Raw genomic sequence first — 20251 nt, forward strand, 5'->3', positions numbered from 1 at the left:
GCATAGTTAAATGCTCACTTGGCAATTGGCGTCTGTGTTGATGGTGTTTTTATTCACTATTTTAATCGGTATTGTAGCCTACGTTTTTTCTCGTCGAAACAGAACAAGTCATCAGCGTATTGATGACTTGCAGTTACAAGTTCATCAATTACAACAACAGCTTTCCTATTCCCAAGAAGAATTACATGAAGTGCGATCCGGTGCCATGGGAGTTGCGGCAAAGGTCAAGGATTTAGTGGTTAAAATTGGTTTGATGCAAGATAAATTAGAAGAGATTGAATATCTTGATCCGGAAACCAAATTGTATTCACAAGCCGCTAAAATGGCCGATGCAGGTGCAAGTGTTGAAGAACTCATGCGTGAATGTGAGCTTCCTCGGGCAGAAGCTGAATTGTTAATCGCGGTTAAAAAATCTCAGTAACATATCTCTAATCTCGCTAACTGCATTTATTCGTATCCATTCTAAAAAGGTTTCCTTAGTCGTGTTTATAAAGTTATGGCGCAACTAAGCGATATGTTCTGTAATATCAGCAGATGATCTTTATCGTCGATAAGTTGATTTACCGTGGTGTTAACCATGTATCGAATGACTAACATTCCCTTAATGAGATATACATTTATGAAAATGACTGTTTTGCAAGTGCTCGCTTTTTTAATTGCTGTTCAATCAACCCTGATACCATTTTCGGCTTCAGCTACACAAGCTGAAAGTAGTACAGATATCACAGAGCCTTTTGGTCCACCTGAACAGGAATTAATGGTCGAAGTCGAAGGCGGCAAAGTGTATGTCAGGCAAAATGGCCTGTCTCACAGTGATGCTATCCCGGTTATTTTTGTTCATGGAGGGCCAGGGGGCACACATAACGGCTTTGCTGCAATGTTGGGACTGGCTAATGAGCGCAGGGTTATAATGTATGATCAGCTCGACAGCGGTAAATCTGATCAGCCCAACGCCCCGGCAAATTGGCGCGTTGAGCGCTTTGTTGAATCATTGGATAAAATACGCCTAGCACTTAACATTGAACGCTGGCATGTGGTTGGACATAGTTGGGGCTCTGCGCTGGCTCTCGAATATGCGGCGAAATATCCGCAGCATACTGTCTCCACGGTGTTGGGCGGTACATTTATCTCTACGCCACACTGGATCATGGATGCCAACTTGCTTGTAACGGCAGCACCAAAAACTATAAGAGAAAGCCTTAAACAATGTGAGTCTGACTCGCCGCCAGCTGAAGATATTTGTGAAAATGCCTACAGTGTATTGTATTCACCCTATTACCAGCCTAAACCAGCCACTGAAGCGGCAAAAGACTATTATAAAAACGTAGGTGGAAAGGGATTTAATCCGCTTATTTATAATCAAATGTGGGGGCCAAGTGAGTTTTCATCCACAGGTGTGCTTAAACACTACGATGCCACCCACTTATTGACAGAGATTGATGGCAGTCGCACTCTTTTCATGATTGGCCAATATGACTCGGCGCGCATTGATACCGTTCAAGATTATATTAAACTAACCCCGGGTGCTGAACTGGCTGTGGTACCAGGAGGGGCTCATGGTTTCTATTCCGATCGGCCGATAATCACCCAAGCCATATTAAAAGACTGGCTTGCTCGAAAAGATTCTGGTTTTTAAATAAGTGCATTTAACCCAAGACTTTAACAGTAGCATTACTAGGTAAAGTGCAACAAACATCTGTGTTGTTATTCGCTCATATCAGTTACGTCGAAGGAAAAAGATCTATTCAAATTCAACTGTAATATCTGATATGAGCCCTTGTGATAAGAGCCGATTAATGCCCTTTGTCGAGTAATTTAGATTGTTCTTTGCATCATTATCGCTTCTATTTAGATTCTAAAATCGTTACTAATTGCTGTAAATCTTTAACGATGTAATCGGGCTTTTCAGCAAGGGGATAAAGGGCTTTTCCTTTACGCGCAATAAATGCTGTTTGCATACCCGCGGCCTTAGCGCCGGCAACGTCCCAACCATGGGCTGCGACCATTAAGGCCTCTTCAGGCTTGATCCCTAATTGTTCAAGGGCCCAAGCATAAGATCTTAAGTCGGGCTTATAGATTTTGATATCTTCTATGCTCAGACGTTTATCAAAAAACTCGGTTAAACCCGCATTCTTAAATTGTGTTTCCACCCCTTTATTTGATGAGTTGGTTAAGCTTACGAGCATATAACCCTGAGACTTTAATGCCGCTAATCCAGCTTTTACATCTGGATGAGGAGGCAATGATAACAACGGGGTTTTAATGGCTGTAAGTGCCTGCTCCTCGGAGATTTCAATATTGTTACTTTCAGCCACCATCATCAGTGCTGCAACGCCAATTTTACCAAAATCGTGATAGTCGCCGGTCACAGTGGTCACCAGTGAGTTATGCAACATAGTTGAAAACCACAAGCTGATGAGATCATCATTTCCATTCAGTGCTTTACCTATGGATGTGCGCATAGACTCCAAGTCAAGTAAGGTTTCATTCACATCAAATACAATGACTTTAGGTTTAATTGCAGCTTGGCTAGTAAAACTGACTCCAACCAAAATAATGCTTAACAGTAAAAAACGGACGTATTGGGATAATACTTTTAAATACATGGGTACTCGCTACATTTATTAGGTGGGAAAACAGTTATTCAAAAGGGGAAAACATTTCCTTAAACAACCAATATCAGGAACGAATTTAAATTTTTCAAACAAAACCGATTGAAGGCTTTTAAATTCATTGGCGTAATATATCTGGCTTTGAACAATCGTTCAAGATAATATTGAGCGGTTGTTCAAAAGGAGGTTGCAGATGGCAAATAATACAAAATTTGATCGCGATGAGGTAATTGATAAGGCGTTGCAGCTATATTGGAATAGGGGATTTCACGGCACTTCTATGCGCATATTACAGGATGAAATTGATATGCGCCCAGGCAGTATTTACGCTGCATTTGGCAGTAAAGAAGGTTTATTTAAACAAGCGCTTATACGCTACACCCAATTAGGCTCAGAACATTTACGACAATGTCGCAGTAAAGCCTCCTCTCCCTTAGCGGCACTTAAATTATTTATGTTGACTCGAGTAACACAAAATCAAATGTTTTCCCCTAGTTGCATGTGTTTACTCGCTAAAACCATAGCTGAGTTGACCGATGCCAATGCCGAGTTATTAGAACAGGCGAGATCTTCATTAAAAGCGATGGAAAGCAGTTTCGAGTCACTGATTATTGAAGCTCAGTCTTTAAACGAGCTAAGTAACCGTTTTGACAGCAAAGAACTTGCTCGGCATGTGCAGATCAACTTTTCAGGACTACGTACTTATATAAGAGTGCATGGTATGCAAGTTCCGACCGAGGAAATTATTGACGGCATATTTTCACCTTTTATTTCACGCAAGTCATTACATTAGAGGCTTGCTTTCAAAAGCCTGTATGAAAACCAAGAACTTGAATTTTTCCTGATCCGCTAGTTTATGTTTCATTTTACTTAACATTTTCACTTACCTTTTCCAAAAAATATACGATATACTATGTTTTGTAGCATAACGTATATATAGGGTGGTAATGGGCATAGTCAAAATTTCAAACGAACTTCATGAAGAAGTGCGCAAAAATAGTGCAGTAATGGAAAGGTCAATCAATTCACAGGCTGAGTTTTGGTTGAAAATTGGCAGACTAGCTGAGCAAAACCCCACCTTGACCTATGAACAAATTCTGCAGCGTGAAATGCGTAGTCAAAATGTCACCACGGTGAAATTAGTTAATGAATAATGTACATATTAAATCGCCAGAAGAAATCCAATTAATGCGTAATTCTGGCAGATTATTAGCTAGTGTATTTGCTGTTTTAGACAATTTTATTAAAGCTGGCGTGACAACTATGCAGGTCAATGACTTCGTGGAAGACTATATTGTCAATTCCCTGCAATCAAGGCCAGCAAGCAAAGGTCAATATGGCTATCAATATACATTAAATTCATCTATTAATGAGGTGGTATGTCACGGTGTACCTTCCATAGGTAAAAAGCTGAAAGAAGGCGACATCGTTAACATAGACATTACCCTAGAAAAAAACGGTTACATTGCTGATAGCAGTAAAACCTATATGATTGGAAATGTATCGCCAATTGCTAAAAAGCTCGTTGATGGGAGTTATCAAGCAATGTGGCAAGGAATAAAGTCGGTTAAACCTGGCAAGACTCTTGGTGATATCGGTCATGCAATTCAAACCTATGCCGAAAAGTTAGGGTTTAGTGTGGTACGGGATTATTGTGGTCATGGTATTGGTCGCGAAATGCATGAAGAGCCTCAGGTTTTGCATGTAGGTAAGTCCAACTCTGGTATGGTTTTGAAAGAAGGAATGACGTTCACTATTGAACCTATGATCAATCAAGGTACTTATAAAACCAAGCAAAAAAGAGATGGATGGACAGTTGTCACAAAGGATCGCAAATTATCAGCACAGTGGGAACACACTGTGTTAGTCACATCATCAGGTGTTGAAGTATTAACTTTACGTGATGAAGAAAAATAATTACAACAACGATATTTCCCTTAAAGGGGCTGATCAAGTTCTCATCTTTTTAAGATATCTACACAGATACTGACACAAATAATATTAGTCTTCAGTTAACCTTAAGCTTACTCGGATATATTGCTGAGAGTTTAAAGTAATAGGTTTGGGAGAGTTGATATTGTGGATATTTCTGTAGTTATCCCCGCAAAAAATGAACAAGACAATATCTTTCCTCTGATACAAGAGATTGTTGCTGTTCTAAATAGCAACAAAAAATTTGAAATAGTCTATGTTGATGATGGCAGCGATGATAATACCTATAGTAACTTGTGTTTAGCCGCTTCAAGTGATTTTCCGCAAGTAAGACCCATCCGTCACAGGTATTCTGTAGGGCAAAGTAAAGCGATTCATACCGGTGTTACTTTTGCTGAAGGAAACCTAATAGTTACCTTAGATGCCGATGGTCAAAATGATCCGGCTGATATTCCTAACCTATTAAAAGAAGCACAAAAATTTCCAGTGGGTTCGCATTATTGTATTGCCGGTTATCGTAAGTCTCGTAAAGATACTGCTTGGAAACGCATACAGTCTAAAATCGCTAACAAGGTGCGCAGTCGAATTCTCGGTGACAACACACCTGATACCGGTTGCGGTTTAAAAGTCTTTCCCAAGGATACCTTTTTACAGCTCCCTTACTTTGATCATATGCACCGGTTTCTTCCAGCCTTAGTCCGCCGTCTTGGAGGGAAAATTGTGGTTGTAGAAGTCAGCCATAGAGATCGTCAATTTGGCGCTTCCAAGTATAATATGTTGGGAAGGCTGCGAGTGGGAATTGTCGATCTTCTCGGTGTGATGTGGCTACAACGACGAGGTAAAATTGCTTTACTTGAAACAACTCATGAGCAATAAATTTTGAAGTTGTTTCTCAACGTTTTTGTACGTCTAATACCTTTATTATTGATTTGTTTAATTGGTAGTGAGCTATTAGCTCAGATCCCATCGATTAATACATTTAATCAATCGTGGATAGATGCTCACACTCGAGACAATGGATGGCAGGGGATTATTAACTTTATCTTAGTTAGCGGTTTACTGGCGTCTTTGGGCGCTCCTCGACAATTCATCGCTTTTCTAAGCGGCTATGCCTTTGGCTTTGCTGAAGGTGTAGTTTATTCGACGTTTACGATTACGTTGAGTTGTTTACTCACCATGCTTCTTTCTCGTTTTTATGCCAAACCTGTGGTCACGCACTTTTTCCCAAACAAAGTGATCGGTCTCAATCGGTTTTTGACTAATCAAGTTTTTATAAAAACAATTATTGTTAGGTTGTTGCCAGTTGGCAATAACCTCATTACCAATATAACGGCGGGAGTAACCACCATTAAAATTTGGCCATTTGTGATGGGTTCTATGTTTGGTTACATCCCTCAGATGGCTATTTTTACTCTTATGGGAAAGGGCGTTGTGGTGCAATCTTATTGGAAAATCACTATCAGTGTTGTATTTCTCGCCATATCCAGTTTGTTAAGTCTTTATATCTATAAAAAGTTTAAGGCTGATAAGTACTTAACCACTAACACCGGTGCACAAAACACTGTTCAATTTGCTCCCACGAGCGGTCATAAATAGTGACATGATTACTCATTTAATTCAGTTCCATTTATCTTCTCAAAAACATGCGCGCGAACTGCAGCTTTTGGGCGTGCTCTTGCTCATGTCGATAATACTCATTTTTATTGGATTGGGTTTTCGCGATCCATGGCCTGCAGATGAACCTCGTTTTGCGCAAATTGCTAAAGAAATGGTGGAAACTGGACAATGGTTTTTTCCCGCAAGAGCTGGTGAGTATTATCCGGATAAACCTCCTGTATTTATGTGGTCAATTGCGCTTTTTTACGCATTGTTTGGTTCTCTAAACATCGCTTTCTTATTGCCTTCTGCGCTGTGCTCATTACTGACTATTTATTTAGTATTTGATATTGGACGTAAGCTATGGAATCCAGAAACTGGTTTTATAGCAGGTCTATTACTAGTGTTTAGCTTTCAATTCATGCTGCAAGCTAAAAGTGCGCAAATTGATGCAATGGTTTGTGCTTGGATCACCTTAGGTTGTTATGGGCTCCTAAGGTTTTTGTTACTTGATGCAAAATGGCGATGGTTCTATTTAGCCTGTTTTTTTATGGGGATTGGTGTAATTACCAAAGGCGTAGGCTTTTTACCTGTATTGATGCTAATTCCGTATTTCGTTATGCGTTCTACTTGTCACTCTCGGTCAATACTCAAGCCAAATAAAGAGTCTATTGTTAAGTGGTTGTTGGGGTTAGTGGTAATGTTGTGTGCAATAGGTTTATGGTTTGTCCCTATGTTGTCACTAGTTGAATTAAGCCAAAATCCATTATTAGAGCAGTATCGCGATAACATTCTGTTTAAACAAACCGTCACGCGTTATGCTGATTCTTGGCATCATATTAAACCATTTTGGTATTATTTCGTTTCCGTAATCCCTATCTTTTGGTTACCCCTTAGTATTCTTATTCCATGGTTAATTCCCAATTGGATAAATGCAATCAAAAAGCAAGATGCACGTATACTTTTACCACTAACTTGGATTGTATTGGTGTTGGTGTTCTTCAGTATCAGCCCCGGTAAAAGAGGTGTATATGTATTGCCGGCATTACCAATATTCGCCTTAATAAGTGCACCTTATGTGCGACAAATTCTACAACGACGGGCAGTCAATTGGATTTTATGGGTATTGGTGACTTGTATATCTCTAGGGTTATTAACTTTCGCATTGGCTGGATTAAGCAATGCCAGTTTTACCCAAAAGCTAGTGAGTAAATACAATATTTCACCTTGGTACCTTTTTATGACTATTGGACTCGCTGGACTTGTTGGGGCACTTATTACAGTAAAACAACAACAGTGGCGGAGTTGGCCACTATTTATCTCGGTATTATGGATTATTTACTGCACCATGGGATACGGACTATTAGAAATGGTTAAAACGCCCAAAAAAATATTTCAACAAATGCAACATACTGTTCCGCAAAACGCTGAAATCGGGCTAGTAGATTTTGCCGAACAATTTGTTCTATTCTCTCCTTATCCTATTACTCATTTTGGTTATCACACCGATAACGCAGAGCAAGTAAAAGCTGCTTTCCAATGGATTGGAAAGCGCAAAGATCGATTTATATTGTTAAGTTTTGAGTTAGTTGAGGGGCTTTGTTTTGATAAAAATAAAGTCATGCACCTTGGGGTTGTCCACCGAACTGACTGGGTTTTACTCAATATCGCTAGCCGCAAAGTTGAATGCCCGGAGGCAACGAATAGCATCACTGAATATCATTATATTCCTAAACCGTAAGTGTCTCTTAGAGCTTCAAATTTGTATCAATAACAACAGAAATTTCAACTTATTGGGTAACGCGTTATAACTAAATTGACAATCACTGATATCTAAATAAATTTTTGTAAAACATAGGGTTACCTTCAGTTTCAGCTAAGCTTAGGCTCTTATAATGAGTGGGTGATAAACAACCAATGAAACAAAATGAATGTAATTTTAAACGTTATACATCGTGAATATACTGCTGCACAAATTATAGCCATCAGCTCGCTATTTATCGTCTTAATCTTTAACTATTGTTTTCTAAATGGCGTATTTGAAGCCATTGAACCTAACAACTTGTCTCAGTGGGCTTTCTACGCATCAGTTATTCTACTGCTGTTTTGCTTAACTATAATCGTGATTAGTATTTTAGGTGGTGTATTTTTCCCAAGAACAGTGTCAGCCGTCACTTTGTTGCTTGCTTGTCTATTATTTTATGCAACTATTCAGTACGGTGTAATTTTTGATAAAAGTATGATTCAAAATATTGCTGAGACTAATTCCCGTGAAGTCTCGTCTTATTTTAATTTTAGTTTTCTTATCTATTTTATTCTATTGGGTCTGATACCGGCAATATTGATTTATAAAGCAAGGATGATTGGTGATTTAAAAAGTCGAATAAAAAGTGTGCTAGTCATTAATATGGTTGCGTTAACAGTAACTGCATCAATTTTCACTTTCTTATATAAAGACTATGCAGCCGTCGGCAGAAATAATCATATTTTAGTTAAGTATATTGTGCCTTTTGCATTTTATGATGCTGGATTTAGGTTTTTACGAGACAACTATTTTTATCCTCCTCTACCATTTAAAGTATTGGATAAGTCACCCAAGCTTGTTCCAGTAAAACAACGTTATCAAAATTTAACCGTCATGGTGGTAGGTGAGACTGCTCGCGCCCAGAATTTTTCTTTAAATGGTTATACTCGCAATACCAATAAGTTTTTGGCGCAAACCCCAATACTCAGTTTCAAACAGGTTAGCTCTTGCGGCACTGCTACCGCAGTGTCTGTGCCATGTATGTTTTCTCGTTTACCACGAAGCAAATATGAAAGTCGAGTGGCGAGTAGCCAAGATAATGCTTTAGATATAATTCATCGAGCAGGCGTGGACGTCACTTGGATTGATAATAACAGTACTTGTAAAGGGGTATGTGAAAGAGTGAGTGAAATCCGCTTTGATCCAACTCAAGACTCACCGTTGTGTGATGGTGATTATTGTTTTGATGAAATTCTTATCGAAAAATTGCAACAACAAATTAGCCAGCAAGAATCAGGCAATCAACTCATAGTTTTGCATATGATAGGATCTCATGGGCCTACCTACTTCCGACGCTATCCAGACAGCTTTAAACGTTTTATGCCAGATTGTCCGCAAAGTGATATTCAACGTTGTAGCACAGAGCAATTAAGAAATACCTATGACAATACTATTGCTTATACCGACTTTGTTCTGAGTCAGGTAATCGACGTTTTGCTGCAGAGCGGTGTGGCTAATAAATCCATGTTATACATCTCAGACCATGGTGAGTCACTGGGGGAAAAAGGACTATTTCTGCATGGCTTTCCATACAGTATCGCTCCTGAGGAGCAAATCCATGTGCCTATGTTGTATTGGAGTACAGAACTGTCAAATACTGATTTTACAGACTGTGTTTCTGAAAAGCTGAGTTCAGAATTTTCACAAGACAATATTTTTGACACCTTGTTAGGCTTAGCCAATGTCCAAAGTAGTGTGTATCAACCTAAAATGGATATTTTTAAACAATGCAAATCAATCGCATTAATCGCTAGGGGTGAATAACTTGCGCCACTGTTCCGTTAACCATGCTCATAATGCTAAGGAGAAATATGCAGTTAAAGTTGATGTGAAAAACGTAAATTTTAAGGTGTAAACTTATAAGGCCGGATAAACGTTTAGACGTCTAGACGTAAAGATGTTGACTTTTGGGTGTGAATGAGCGAAATTTGTTTCCTTACCACCACATTGGAGAACTTATGCCTATTCGAATACCTAGTGATCTGCCCGCCCAAGGGGTCTTGAACGCGGAAAATATATTCGTTATGGATAGCGAAGCCGCTGCTAAGCAAGACATTCGTCCTCTTGAAGTGGGGATTTTGAATTTAATGCCGAATAAGATTGAAACTGAAGTACAGATTCTGCGTCTGCTTTCCAATACGCCTTTGCAAATTAATATTGATCTTATTCGGATTGACAATCAGGCACCTAAAAATACGCCTAAAGCGCACATGGATGCGTTTTATTTAGCGTTTGATGATGTTGCCCATAAAAATTACGATGGTTTCATTATTACAGGCGCACCCCTTGCGCATCTTGATTATTCAGCAGTGAAATACTGGGATAAAATTACCACTATTATGGAGTGGACTCAGCGCCATGCGCAGTCTACGTTGTATTCCTGTTGGGCTGCTCATGCGGCTATGTTTCATTTTTATGGTCATAACCGTCGACTTAGAGACGATAAATTATCTGGTGTTTATACCCATAATGTTAATGAACCTCACGACGCTCTGATGCGTGGTTTCGATCCGCAATTTAACGCCCCTCATTCTCGTTTTGGGGAAATTCCCATCGATATCTATAAAAGTGTTGAAGGTCTTAATGTATTGGCCAGTTCGGAAAAAACCGGCGCTTATATTGTTGCCTCTAAAGATAAGCGTATGGTGTGTGTAACTGGGCATCCAGAATATGATCCTGAAACTTTGGATCAGGAGTTTAAGCGAGATCTTAACAATGGTTCGAGCCCTAAGGTTCCAGAAAATTATTACGAAAATGATGATCCTAGTCAGCCCTATCATGTAACATGGCGCTCCCATGGTTCGCTTCTGTTTACAAACTGGTTAAACTACTATGTTTATCAGACAACACCATTTGATCTTGCAGATCTTCCAAGTAAAAAATAAGAGGTAATTGCGTGGCGCAAAATAACACCGATAAACTGTACTCTATTGCCAAAGAGCGAATTCTTGTTCTTGACGGCGCAATGGGAACAATGATTCAGCGGCATAAACTGGAAGAAGAAGATTACCGCGGTGATCGATTTGTTGATTGGCACTGCGATGTTAAAGGTAACAATGACTTATTGGTGCTAAGCCAACCGCAAATTATCTATGATATTCACTGCCAATACTTTGAAGCTGGCGCTGATATCATCGAAACCAACACCTTTAATGCCACGACTATCGCCATGGCCGATTACGATATGCAATCACTGGCGAAAGAAATTAATATAGAAGCAACCAAGTTAGCACGCAAAGCGGCGGATGAATACACGGCTAAAACGCCCGATAAACCGCGTTTTGTGGCGGGCGTTTTGGGGCCTACAAACAGAACCGCTTCAATTTCTCCCGATGTGAATGATCCGGGCAAACGTAATGTTAATTTTGATCAGCTAGTGGAGGCTTATTCTGAAGCGACTCACGGTTTGATTGAGGGGGGCGCAGACATCATTCTAATCGAAACTATTTTCGATACATTGAACGCTAAAGCGGCTGCCTTCGCAGTAGATAGCGTGTTTGACGAATTGGGTATCGCTTTACCCGTTATGATTTCAGGGACTATTACCGATGCTTCTGGCCGCACTTTATCGGGTCAAACCGCGGAAGCGTTTTACTATTCACTACGACATATCAACCCAGTGTCATTTGGCCTTAACTGTGCCCTTGGGCCTGATTTATTGCGTCAATATGTAGAAGAAATTGCCAACCAAGCAGAATGTTTGGTATCTGCGCATCCTAATGCAGGTTTACCCAATGAGTTTGGTGAATACGATATGGAAGCTGATGAAATGGCTGAACATATTGAAGAGTGGGCGAAATCAGGACTGGTAAATATTGTCGGCGGATGTTGTGGTAGTACACCTGAGCACATTGCTGAAATTGCCAAAGTCGTCGCGGGCATTGCGCCTCGAGTCCCAGTTAAAAAAGAAGTTAGAATGCGCTTGTCTGGTTTAGAACCCTTCGTGCATTAACAGGAGCTTTTCGTGTCTCAAGAACAACAAAATTCTAGCGCGACCTTTGTTAACGTAGGTGAACGCACCAACGTAACAGGTTCAGCAATGTTTAAACGTCTGATCCTCGAAGATAACTATGAAGCAGCATTAGATGTGGCTCGTCAGCAGGTCGAAAACGGTGCCCAAGTCATCGATATCAACATGGATGAAGCCATGTTAGATTCAGAAGCTGCCATGGTGCGCTTTTTAAGTCTAATTGCCTCTGAACCCGATATTTCTCGTGTGCCCATTATGATTGACTCCTCTAAATGGACGGTCATCGAAGCTGGGTTAAAGTGCGTTCAGGGTAAAGCCATTGTTAACTCAATCAGTTTAAAAGAAGGCGAAGAGCCCTTCTTAAAGCAAGCTAAATTGCTGAAACGATATGGTGCTGCAACTGTGGTCATGGCGTTTGATGAGCAAGGACAAGCCGATACACAAGCACGAAAATACGAGATATGTGAGCGCAGTTACAAACTACTCACCGAAAAAATAGGCTTTCCACCTGAAGATATTATTTTTGACCCGAATATTTTTGCCGTTGCAACAGGAATTGAAGAGCACAACAACTATGCGGTTGATTTCATCGAAGCGACTCGTCAAATAAAACAAAATTTACCTCATTGTCATGTATCCGGTGGTTTATCGAATATATCCTTTTCATTTCGGGGAAATAATCCGGTCCGTGAGGCCATGCACTCGGTATTTTTGTACTATGCCATTAAGGCCGGTATGGATATGGCCATTGTTAACGCTGGTCAGCTAGAAGTTTACGACAATATTCCCAAGGAATTAAAAGACGCGGTTGAAGACGTGATTCTAAACCGTCATCCAGATGCCACTGATAATCTATTGGCACTGGCACCAAAATATCAAGGTGACGGCAAAGCCGTTGTTAAAGAAAACCTTGAATGGCGAGACTATCCTGTTAATAAACGTTTAGAGCACGCTTTAGTTAAAGGTATTACAGACTTCATTGTCGAAGATACTGAAGCTGCGCGCTTAGAAGCTGAAAAACCCTTGCACGTGATTGAAGGTCCATTGATGGATGGCATGAACGTAGTGGGGGATTTATTTGGCGAAGGTAAGATGTTCTTACCCCAAGTGGTAAAATCTGCTCGGGTCATGAAAAAAGCCGTGGCCTACCTTGAACCTTATATCGAGTTGGAAAAAGACCAAAGCAGTAGCAACGGTAAAATATTATTAGCTACGGTAAAAGGTGATGTGCACGATATTGGTAAAAATATTGTGGGTGTCGTTCTGCAATGTAATAACTATGAAATTATCGATTTAGGCGTCATGGTGCCCGCGGCTAAAATTATGCAGGTGGCCAAAGATGAAAAAGTCGACATGATTGGCCTGTCAGGTTTAATTACGCCTTCTTTAGATGAAATGGTGCACGTTGCTAAAGAAATGCAGCGTTTAGAGTTGAACTTGCCTTTACTCATTGGCGGCGCTACCACTTCAAAAGCCCATACTGCAGTAAAAATTGAACAAAACTATCATGGACCCGTGGTATATGTTCCTAATGCCAGCCGAGCGGTTGGGGTTTGTCAAAAACTGATTTCTGATGAATTTAGGCCTGAATACGTCGCACAACTGCAAAAAGAATATGATGTAGTCCGAGAACAGCACGCTCGTAAAAAGCCGCGTTCGAAACCAATCAGTTTAGACGCCGCGCGCGAGAATCGTTTTGATTGTGATTGGCAGGTATATCATCCACCAGTACCTAAATCACTAGGGGTGCAAACGGTAAGTGTTGAGTTATCGGAATTGGTTGATTACATCGATTGGACTCCATTTTTCCTAACATGGTCATTAGCGGGTAAATATCCACGGATTTTAGATGATGAAGTGGTGGGTGAAGAAGCCAAAAAGTTGTTTCATGATGCAACCACAATGCTGCAGAAACTTTGTGATTCAGGGCGTTTATCAGCGAAAGGGGTCGTCGGTATTTTCGCCGCGAACCGCGTAGGTGATGACGTGGAAATTTATGCCGATGATAGCCGCCAGAGCACGATTCAGGTAGCCCATCATTTGCGCCAACAAACCGAAAAACCAAAAGGCTTTAATTACTGTTTAAGTGATTATATTGCACCCAAAGCCAGTAAAAAAGCCGATTATATTGGCGCTTTTGCTGTCACAGCCGGTATAGGGGAAGATGAGCTCGCTCAAGCCTATATTGATGATGGTGATGACTATAACGGTATTATGGTAAAAGCTATTGCCGATCGTTTGGCGGAAGCCTTTGCTGAGTATTTGCATGCAAAAGTCAGAAAAGAAATCTGGGGTTACGCCGCAGATGAACAACTAACTAATGACGATTTAATCCGCGAAAAGTATCAGGGGATTCGCCCTGCGCCTGGTTATGCTGCATGCCCTGAGCATACTGAAAAGCAGGTTATTTGGGATTTATTAGACGCTGAAAATGCAACCGGTATGAAATTGACTGAATCATACGCAATGTGGCCAGGAGCTGCTGTATCTGGATGGTATTTCTCTCACCCTGATGCGCGCTATTTTGCTGTGGCACAAATTCAACAAGATCAGCTTGAGGATTATGCTCAACGTAAAGGCTGGACATTGGAATATGCTCAGAAGTGGCTTGCGCCGAATTTAAACGGTTAATCTGACAATTTACAGGTGCCCGATGGTCAATAACAAAGATTTTTCCCAAGCTTGTGAGAATAATAAAACACCTATCCTGGCGCAGTTACGAACGCATTTTGCTGATCAAAATAAGATAGTGGAAATCGGTTCGGGTACGGGGCAACATGCAGCCTATTTTGCTCCCGCATTGCCACATTTAACTTGGCAGCCCACCGATATTCCAGGCAATCATGACAACATTAATGCTTGGTTAGAAGAATCGGAATGCTCCAATGTATTGCCTCCAGTTGAGTTTTTTATTGGCAGAGATAGTTGGTCGTTTAGTGATATTGATGGTGTGTTTAGTGCCAACACTACTCATATTATGCAGCCCCACGAAGCACAAATGATGATGGAAACCATCGCACATAATTTGCCTGATAATGGCGTGTTTTGCCAATATGGCCCATTTAAATTTGACGGCAAGTTTACCAGCGCAAGCAATGACCAATTTGATCAAAGCTTGCGGGAAAGAGGGTACGGTGGTATCAGAGAGATCGTTGAATTACAGACCTGGGCTAAACCACTAAGCTTGGTTGAAACAATTCAATTGCCCGCTAACAACCATTTATTAGTGTGGCGTAAATAACATGAGTTTCAACTGTCAGCTTAATCTTGTGCTTTTTTAAACGGTAAGACTTCAGCAGCGCTATTTTTATAGGCTTCTATCCCTGGACTTTCTTGCTCCACAAAGCGTGATACCGCATCTTGGAAAGAAGGATCGTGCAACCAGTGGTTCGAGTAACAAAATATGGGTTCGAAACCTCTTAAAATTTTATGCTCACCTTGAGTTCCAGGATTAAAGCTGGTGATTTTTTTCTCAATACAAAATTCAATGCCTTGGTAATAACAACACTCAAAGTGCAAACCATCAAATTCTTCCATGGCACCCCAATAGCGTCCACAAAGCTGTTGTTGATCGTATAAATAGAGTGCTCCAGCCACCGGTGTATCTTGTTGCGAAGCGATAACTAATAAGATTTTATCTGCCATAGTGGCGAGAATTTTTGAAAAGAATGATTTGCTTAAATAACCACTATGACCGCTGCGTTTCAAATAGGTTTGGCAGTAGCAATGGTAAAAGAAATCCATCTCGACTGAGGTTAGCACGTCACCGTGAAAACGTTTAATGGTTAACCCTTGTTGTGCGATTTTTTGTCTTTCTTTACGCACACTTTTTCGACGTCTAGCTGTGAAAGTGGCCAAAAACTCATGGAAATTTTGGTAGTCTCGGTTAAACCACTGGAATTGGACACTTTTTCTTTGTACAGCACCTAATCCTTGTAATTGTTGACTCACGTCTTGGGCTGGAAAAAGAAAATGGATTGAAGACAAATTGAGGGCTGGCAATTGCTGTTTGATAAACTCATACATTTGGCTCAATAAAGCCCTGGCGTCTATTGTATTATCTGATAACAAACGTATACCGGTAACCGGGGTAAAAGGAATTGCACAAATTAATTTGGGGTAATATTGTTTATTATATCGCTGATAAGCTTCTGCCCATGCAAAATCGAATACATATTCACCATAACTATGGCTTTTTTCGTACATTGGTAGGATACCGATAACCTTGTCGTCCTGATAAGCTACCAAATGATGGGGTAACCAACCTGTATCACCGCCTACAGAACCAGACTCTTCTAAAGCGGTTAAAAATGCATAATTACAAAACAGCGCTTGATTTTGATTTAAATCATCCCAGATCTGTTTAGGTATAGCGTGGGTTGAATGGATAAATTGAAAAAACAAAGCAAAGGTTCCAATGAATCAAGTTGATAGGCTATTAATATGTCAGACAATGATGTGAAGATCATCAATCATTCTATTACTCGTCTGTTAGCTCGTCGAGAACATAGCCGACATGAATTAGTTACCAAGCTAACGTTAAAAGGGCTTGATAGAAATTTAGTAAAACAGCAAATCGATTTGTTTGCTGAAAAAGATATTCAAAGTGATAAACGTTTTGTCGAGGCCTTTATACGCAATCGCGTGCTTAAAGGGCAGGGCTTACAGCGTATCCAAGTCGAGCTACAACAACATAATATTGATGATAGTGCCCTGTCAACAGCTTTGGCAGACTGTGAAACAGACTTTGCTGAGACAGCCATTCAAGCATATCGTAAAAAATACGCTAATAAACCAATACAGGATTGGCAGGATAAACAAAAACGTATGCGATTTCTGCAATATCGAGGGTTTAACCATGAACAAATTCGAGTTGCATTAAACAGCGAATTAGATGAATAAGAAATAACTACGGGGCGTAACGAATTCACGGCTTAACAAGCTTCCCTAATCTATGCTATCGTTCGCCGCCTATAGCCCTTTACTAGCAAGTCTTAGTACTTGTCGGAACTAACTTTAAAATCAGGAAAATGAATGAGTAAAACTACCGCTGAAATTAGAAGTGCCTTTTTGGATTATTATGCCAATTTAGGTCATCAAATTGTACCCAGTTCTTCATTGGTCCCGGCGGATGACCCTACGCTTTTGTTTACCAATGCCGGAATGAATCAATTCAAAGACGTGTTCCTTGGCACTGAAACCCGCAAATACAACAAAGCGGTTTCTTCACAGCGCTGTGTTCGTGCTGGAGGAAAGCACAATGATCTCGAAAATGTAGGTTATACGGCTCGTCACCACACATTTTTTGAAATGATGGGCAACTTTAGTTTTGGCGATTATTTTAAGCAAAAAGCCATTCATTATGCATGGAACTTTCTTACCGATGTTTTGGGGCTGCCCAAAGAAAAGTTACTGGTTACTATTTATCACGAAGATGATGAAGCGTTTGATATTTGGAATAAAGAAATTGGTATTCCTGCAGAAAAGATTATTCGTATCGCTACCTCAGATAATTTTTGGTCAATGGGGGATACAGGCCCTTGTGGACCTTGTTCAGAAATATTTTACGATCATGGTGAACATATTTGGGGGGGGCCTCCTGGTTCACCTGAAGAAGATGGTGACCGTTTCATCGAAATTTGGAACCTCGTTTTCATGCAGTTTAATCGCACTGCCGACGGCGTGATGCATCCATTACCTAAGCCATCAATTGATACTGGGATGGGGCTAGAACGCATCTCAGCGATCATGCAAAACGTGCATAGTAATTACGAAATTGATATTTTTCAGGAGCTTATTGCAGCGGCTGCTAAAATTGTAGGGACAAAGGATTTAGAAGATAAGTCCTTACGGGTGATCGCAGATCACATACGTTCTTGTGCATTTTTAGTTTGTGATGGTGTAATGCCATCCAATGAAGGCCGGGGTTATGTACTTCGCAGAATCATTCGTCGGGCGGTGAGACACGGATATCAGCTAGGCGCAAAAGACGTGTTCTTTTATAAATTGATTGATGAGTTGGGTGTACAAATGGGCGAAGCCTACCCAGAACTTATCGCTCAAAAGCCGGTTCTTGAAAAAGTGTTGCGGGTTGAAGAAGAACAGTTTTCACGCACTCTAGAACGAGGTATGACCATACTTAATGAGGCGCTGTCTGAGCTGCAAGGCGAAGTGGTACCCGGGGAGTTAGCATTCAAACTATATGATACTTATGGTTTCCCTGCGGATTTAACCAATGATGTGGCCCGCGAAAAAGGCTTTACCATCGATCAAGAGGGCTTTGATCGTGCAATGGCTCAACAACGTGAACGGGCTCAACAAGCGAGTAATTTTGGTAAAGACTACAATGACACCTTGCATGCTAAAACAGTCAGTGAATTCAGTGGCTACGAGTTAGAAACGGACAAGGCAGAAGTGACGGAACTGTTCGGTGAAAAAGGCGCTGTTGAGCAACTCAAAGCAGGGGAGTCTGGCATTGTCGTGTTGAGCAAAACCCCATTTTATGCGGAATCAGGCGGTCAAGTTGGCGACACAGGGATACTCAAAGGTGTGTCCACTGAATTTAAAGTTACAGACACAGTGAAACTCAATGATGCCGTTGCTCACAAGGGGATTGCTCAAAGTGATATTAGCTTGGGTGATATGGTTGAAGCACAAGTAGACGGGCAACGTCGAACTGCTATCAAACTTAATCACAGCGCAACCCACTTAATGCATGCAGCCTTAAAAACTATTCTAGGTGAGCATGTTAACCAAAAAGGTTCATTAGTGGATGCTGAACGCTTACGTTTCGATTTTTCCCATATTGAGGGGGTGACCGCGCAGCAACTTGAGGATATTGAAACCCTAGTAAATGATCAAATTCGCCTTAACCACCGTTTAAATACTAAACTGATGGGATTAGAGGAAGCTAAAAACGCCGGAGCAATGGCGTTATTTGGTGAAAAATACGACGATGATGTGCGTGTTGTCAGTATGGGGCCATTCTCTATGGAACTTTGTGGTGGTACTCATGTCAATCAAACCGGCGACATCGGCTTATTTAAAATCGTCAGCGAAAGTGGCATTGCCTCAGGTGTGCGAAGAATTGAAGCCATTACCGGTCAAGCGGCATTAAAATATGTACAAGATCAAGGGAAATTAATTAGTAAGGTCTCGGGTCTATTAAAGACAGATGCTGTAAATCTGGAAGGTAGACTTACCACTGTTGTTGAACATGCCAAAGAGTTAGAAAAGGAATTGTCTAAGCTTAAGCAGAAGATGGCTGCTCAAGCTGGAAGTGATTTAGCATCTCAGACCACTGATGTGAAAGGGGTAAAAGTCCTTTCTACTAAAGTTGAAGGGGTAGAATCTAAAACTTTGCGTACAATGGTCGATGATTTGAAGAATCAAATCGGTAGTGGAGTCATAGTTCTAGGATTGCCGGCAGACAACAAAGTGAGTGTTATTGTCGGCGTAACTAAAGATCTGGTTGGTAAAGTTAAAGCTGGCGAATTAGTTAATTATGTTGCCAGTCAAGTAGGCGGAAAAGGTGGGGGTAGACCCGATATGGCGCAAGCCGGAGGAAGTCAGCCTGAAAACCTGGATACAGCTATCAACTCTGTACATAGTTGGTTAGAAGAACGCTTATAAGTATTATTAGACAGTTTTTGTAAGTGACGACAAAAACAAGGAGTGCTAATTGTGTATTTTCTGGAAAGAGCTGGTAAATACGCTAATTTTAACTAGGGAACATTGTGGTATAACGCAAAAGGAGCAATAGAATGCTAATTTTAACCCGTCGTGTAGGTGAGACCTTGATGGTAGGTGATGAAGTCACCGTAACCGTATTGGGTGTTAAAGGGAATCAGGTAAGAATAGGGGTCAATGCTCCTAAAGAAGTATCTGTGCATCGAGAAGAAATTTACATGCGTATTCAAGCAGAAAAAAATGGAACGGCAACAGAGCGTTCTGGCAATTCGAGTGAAGATGTTGAGTAAAGCTAAGCAAAAAGTTTAAAAAAGGCTGGTTCACCAGCTTTTTTTTTGCATTTTTTTTAATTATTTTTATTATTTGAATAGTAGTAAAGGTAAGTGTAAACCCAAAAAATCGCTTAAAAAGTCAGCATAACATTGTAGTTTTAGGCCGATCGTTTAAAATCCCAGCATACGGGTAGTAAAGTGTAAAAAAAGGTTTGACTTCCTTTGCTGATTCAGTAAACTTCGCTCCCACATTTGGAGAGGTGGCCGAGTGGCTGAAGGCGCTCCCCTGCTAAGGGAGTATAGGGTTTATAGCCCTATCGAGGGTTCGAATCCCTCTCTCTCCGCCATTTCTTTTGAGGAATGGTTACTAAATGTT

General features: G+C 40.7%; 18 protein-coding genes and 1 tRNA gene. 17 read left to right on the top strand and 2 right to left on the bottom strand.

What is annotated here, in order from left to right; all coding sequences use genetic code 11:
* Positions 1 to 10 precede the first annotated feature (10 nt).
* Together ACYVIL_RS21995 and ACYVIL_RS22000 are read left to right on the top strand one after the other, a co-directional pair.
* Positions 11 to 421: a DUF2802 domain-containing protein gene (locus ACYVIL_RS21995; RefSeq protein WP_303474285.1), complete on the top strand. Its 411-nt coding sequence runs from the start codon at positions 11 to 13 to the stop codon at positions 419 to 421.
* A 198-nt stretch (positions 422 to 619) separates the two neighbouring features.
* Positions 620 to 1636, top strand: a complete 1017-nt coding sequence (locus ACYVIL_RS22000; RefSeq protein ID WP_460315059.1) for a proline iminopeptidase-family hydrolase — start codon at positions 620 to 622, stop codon at positions 1634 to 1636.
* A 208-nt stretch (positions 1637 to 1844) separates the two neighbouring features.
* On the opposite strand, the gene ACYVIL_RS22005 is transcribed toward ACYVIL_RS22000, so the two are convergent.
* Positions 1845 to 2606, bottom strand: a complete 762-nt coding sequence (locus ACYVIL_RS22005) for a haloacid dehalogenase type II (protein WP_460315061.1) — start codon at positions 2604 to 2606, stop codon at positions 1845 to 1847.
* Positions 2607 to 2805: 199 nt separating this feature from the next.
* Here ACYVIL_RS22005 and ACYVIL_RS22010 point away from each other — a divergent pair, with 199 nt between their 5' ends.
* The 11 genes from ACYVIL_RS22010 (at position 2806) to ACYVIL_RS22060 (ending at position 15155) form a co-directional block, all read left to right on the top strand.
* A complete protein-coding gene (locus ACYVIL_RS22010; RefSeq protein WP_460315063.1) occupies positions 2806 to 3405 on the top strand; it encodes a TetR/AcrR family transcriptional regulator in 600 nt (199 codons plus the stop codon).
* Positions 3406 to 3559: 154 nt separating this feature from the next.
* On the top strand, positions 3560 to 3766 hold the full coding sequence (locus tag ACYVIL_RS22015) for a ParD-like family protein (RefSeq protein ID WP_216050079.1): 207 nt from the start codon (positions 3560 to 3562) through the stop codon (positions 3764 to 3766).
* Positions 3759 to 4529 carry a type I methionyl aminopeptidase gene (gene map, locus ACYVIL_RS22020; RefSeq protein ID WP_460315066.1) on the top strand — a complete coding sequence of 257 codons (771 nt, stop codon included), beginning with the start codon at positions 3759 to 3761 and terminating at the stop codon, positions 4527 to 4529. Before ACYVIL_RS22015 ends, map begins: the two co-directional genes overlap by 8 nt.
* A gap of 162 nt (positions 4530 to 4691) precedes the next feature.
* The gene (locus ACYVIL_RS22025) at positions 4692 to 5420 is read left to right on the top strand and encodes a glycosyltransferase (protein ID WP_460315068.1); all 729 of its coding nucleotides are present in this window, start codon (positions 4692 to 4694) and stop codon (positions 5418 to 5420) included.
* A gap of 3 nt (positions 5421 to 5423) precedes the next feature.
* Positions 5424 to 6140, top strand: coding sequence for a TVP38/TMEM64 family protein (locus tag ACYVIL_RS22030; RefSeq protein WP_460315070.1), 717 nt, complete (start codon positions 5424 to 5426; stop codon positions 6138 to 6140).
* Positions 6141 to 6225: 85 nt separating this feature from the next.
* Positions 6226 to 7881, top strand: a complete 1656-nt coding sequence (locus tag ACYVIL_RS22035) for an ArnT family glycosyltransferase (protein WP_460315072.1) — start codon at positions 6226 to 6228, stop codon at positions 7879 to 7881.
* A gap of 186 nt (positions 7882 to 8067) precedes the next feature.
* A complete protein-coding gene (locus ACYVIL_RS22040; RefSeq protein WP_460315074.1) occupies positions 8068 to 9708 on the top strand; it encodes a phosphoethanolamine transferase in 1641 nt (546 codons plus the stop codon).
* 194 nt (positions 9709 to 9902) lie between these two features.
* Positions 9903 to 10829 carry a homoserine O-succinyltransferase gene (locus tag ACYVIL_RS22045; RefSeq protein WP_303474273.1) on the top strand — a complete coding sequence of 309 codons (927 nt, stop codon included), beginning with the start codon at positions 9903 to 9905 and terminating at the stop codon, positions 10827 to 10829.
* An 11-nt stretch (positions 10830 to 10840) separates the two neighbouring features.
* The gene (locus ACYVIL_RS22050) at positions 10841 to 11896 is read left to right on the top strand and encodes a homocysteine S-methyltransferase family protein (RefSeq protein ID WP_303474272.1); all 1056 of its coding nucleotides are present in this window, start codon (positions 10841 to 10843) and stop codon (positions 11894 to 11896) included.
* A gap of 12 nt (positions 11897 to 11908) precedes the next feature.
* Entirely contained in the window at positions 11909 to 14545 is a 2637-nt protein-coding gene (gene metH / locus ACYVIL_RS22055) for a methionine synthase (RefSeq protein ID WP_460315077.1), read from the top strand.
* 22 nt (positions 14546 to 14567) lie between these two features.
* Complete coding sequence (locus tag ACYVIL_RS22060; protein WP_460315079.1) at positions 14568 to 15155, top strand: DUF938 domain-containing protein; 588 nt, start codon at positions 14568 to 14570, stop codon at positions 15153 to 15155.
* Between the two features lie 20 nt (positions 15156 to 15175).
* Here ACYVIL_RS22060 and ACYVIL_RS22065 read toward each other — a convergent pair whose 3' ends face one another.
* The gene (locus ACYVIL_RS22065; RefSeq protein ID WP_460315081.1) at positions 15176 to 16318 is read right to left on the bottom strand and encodes a GNAT family N-acetyltransferase; all 1143 of its coding nucleotides are present in this window, start codon (positions 16316 to 16318) and stop codon (positions 15176 to 15178) included.
* Positions 16319 to 16357: 39 nt separating this feature from the next.
* Here ACYVIL_RS22065 and ACYVIL_RS22070 point away from each other — a divergent pair, with 39 nt between their 5' ends.
* The 4 genes from ACYVIL_RS22070 (at position 16358) to ACYVIL_RS22085 (ending at position 20222) form a co-directional block, all read left to right on the top strand.
* Entirely contained in the window at positions 16358 to 16816 is a 459-nt protein-coding gene (locus tag ACYVIL_RS22070) for a regulatory protein RecX (protein WP_303474267.1), read from the top strand.
* 132 nt (positions 16817 to 16948) lie between these two features.
* Positions 16949 to 19546 carry an alanine--tRNA ligase gene (alaS, locus tag ACYVIL_RS22075; protein ID WP_460315084.1) on the top strand — a complete coding sequence of 866 codons (2598 nt, stop codon included), beginning with the start codon at positions 16949 to 16951 and terminating at the stop codon, positions 19544 to 19546.
* Between the two features lie 131 nt (positions 19547 to 19677).
* The gene (csrA, locus tag ACYVIL_RS22080; RefSeq protein ID WP_303474265.1) at positions 19678 to 19893 is read left to right on the top strand and encodes a carbon storage regulator CsrA; all 216 of its coding nucleotides are present in this window, start codon (positions 19678 to 19680) and stop codon (positions 19891 to 19893) included.
* Positions 19894 to 20129: 236 nt separating this feature from the next.
* Positions 20130 to 20222 (top strand) — tRNA-Ser (locus tag ACYVIL_RS22085).
* The last annotated feature ends 29 nt before the right edge of the window (positions 20223 to 20251 follow it).

This window comes from Aliiglaciecola aliphaticivorans (assembly GCF_054782055.1).

Bases quoted from the DNA above. Each gene is read 5' to 3' on its own strand.
- ACYVIL_RS21995 (WP_303474285.1), top strand. From the start codon at position 11: ATGCTCACTTGGCAATTGGCGTCTGTGTTGATGGTGTTTTTATTCACT.
- ACYVIL_RS22000 (WP_460315059.1), top strand. From the start codon at position 620: ATGAAAATGACTGTTTTGCAAGTGCTCGCTTTTTTAATTGCTGTTCAA.
- ACYVIL_RS22005 (WP_460315061.1), bottom strand. From the start codon at position 2,606: ATGTATTTAAAAGTATTATCCCAATACGTCCGTTTTTTACTGTTAAGC.
- ACYVIL_RS22010 (WP_460315063.1), top strand. From the start codon at position 2,806: ATGGCAAATAATACAAAATTTGATCGCGATGAGGTAATTGATAAGGCG.
- ACYVIL_RS22015 (WP_216050079.1), top strand. From the start codon at position 3,560: ATGGGCATAGTCAAAATTTCAAACGAACTTCATGAAGAAGTGCGCAAA.
- map (WP_460315066.1), top strand. From the start codon at position 3,759: ATGAATAATGTACATATTAAATCGCCAGAAGAAATCCAATTAATGCGT.
- ACYVIL_RS22035 (WP_460315072.1), top strand. From the start codon at position 6,226: ATGTCGATAATACTCATTTTTATTGGATTGGGTTTTCGCGATCCATGG.
- ACYVIL_RS22040 (WP_460315074.1), top strand. From the start codon at position 8,068: ATGAATGTAATTTTAAACGTTATACATCGTGAATATACTGCTGCACAA.
- ACYVIL_RS22045 (WP_303474273.1), top strand. From the start codon at position 9,903: ATGCCTATTCGAATACCTAGTGATCTGCCCGCCCAAGGGGTCTTGAAC.
- ACYVIL_RS22060 (WP_460315079.1), top strand. From the start codon at position 14,568: ATGGTCAATAACAAAGATTTTTCCCAAGCTTGTGAGAATAATAAAACA.
- ACYVIL_RS22070 (WP_303474267.1), top strand. From the start codon at position 16,358: ATGTCAGACAATGATGTGAAGATCATCAATCATTCTATTACTCGTCTG.
- alaS (WP_460315084.1), top strand. From the start codon at position 16,949: ATGAGTAAAACTACCGCTGAAATTAGAAGTGCCTTTTTGGATTATTAT.
- csrA (WP_303474265.1), top strand. From the start codon at position 19,678: ATGCTAATTTTAACCCGTCGTGTAGGTGAGACCTTGATGGTAGGTGAT.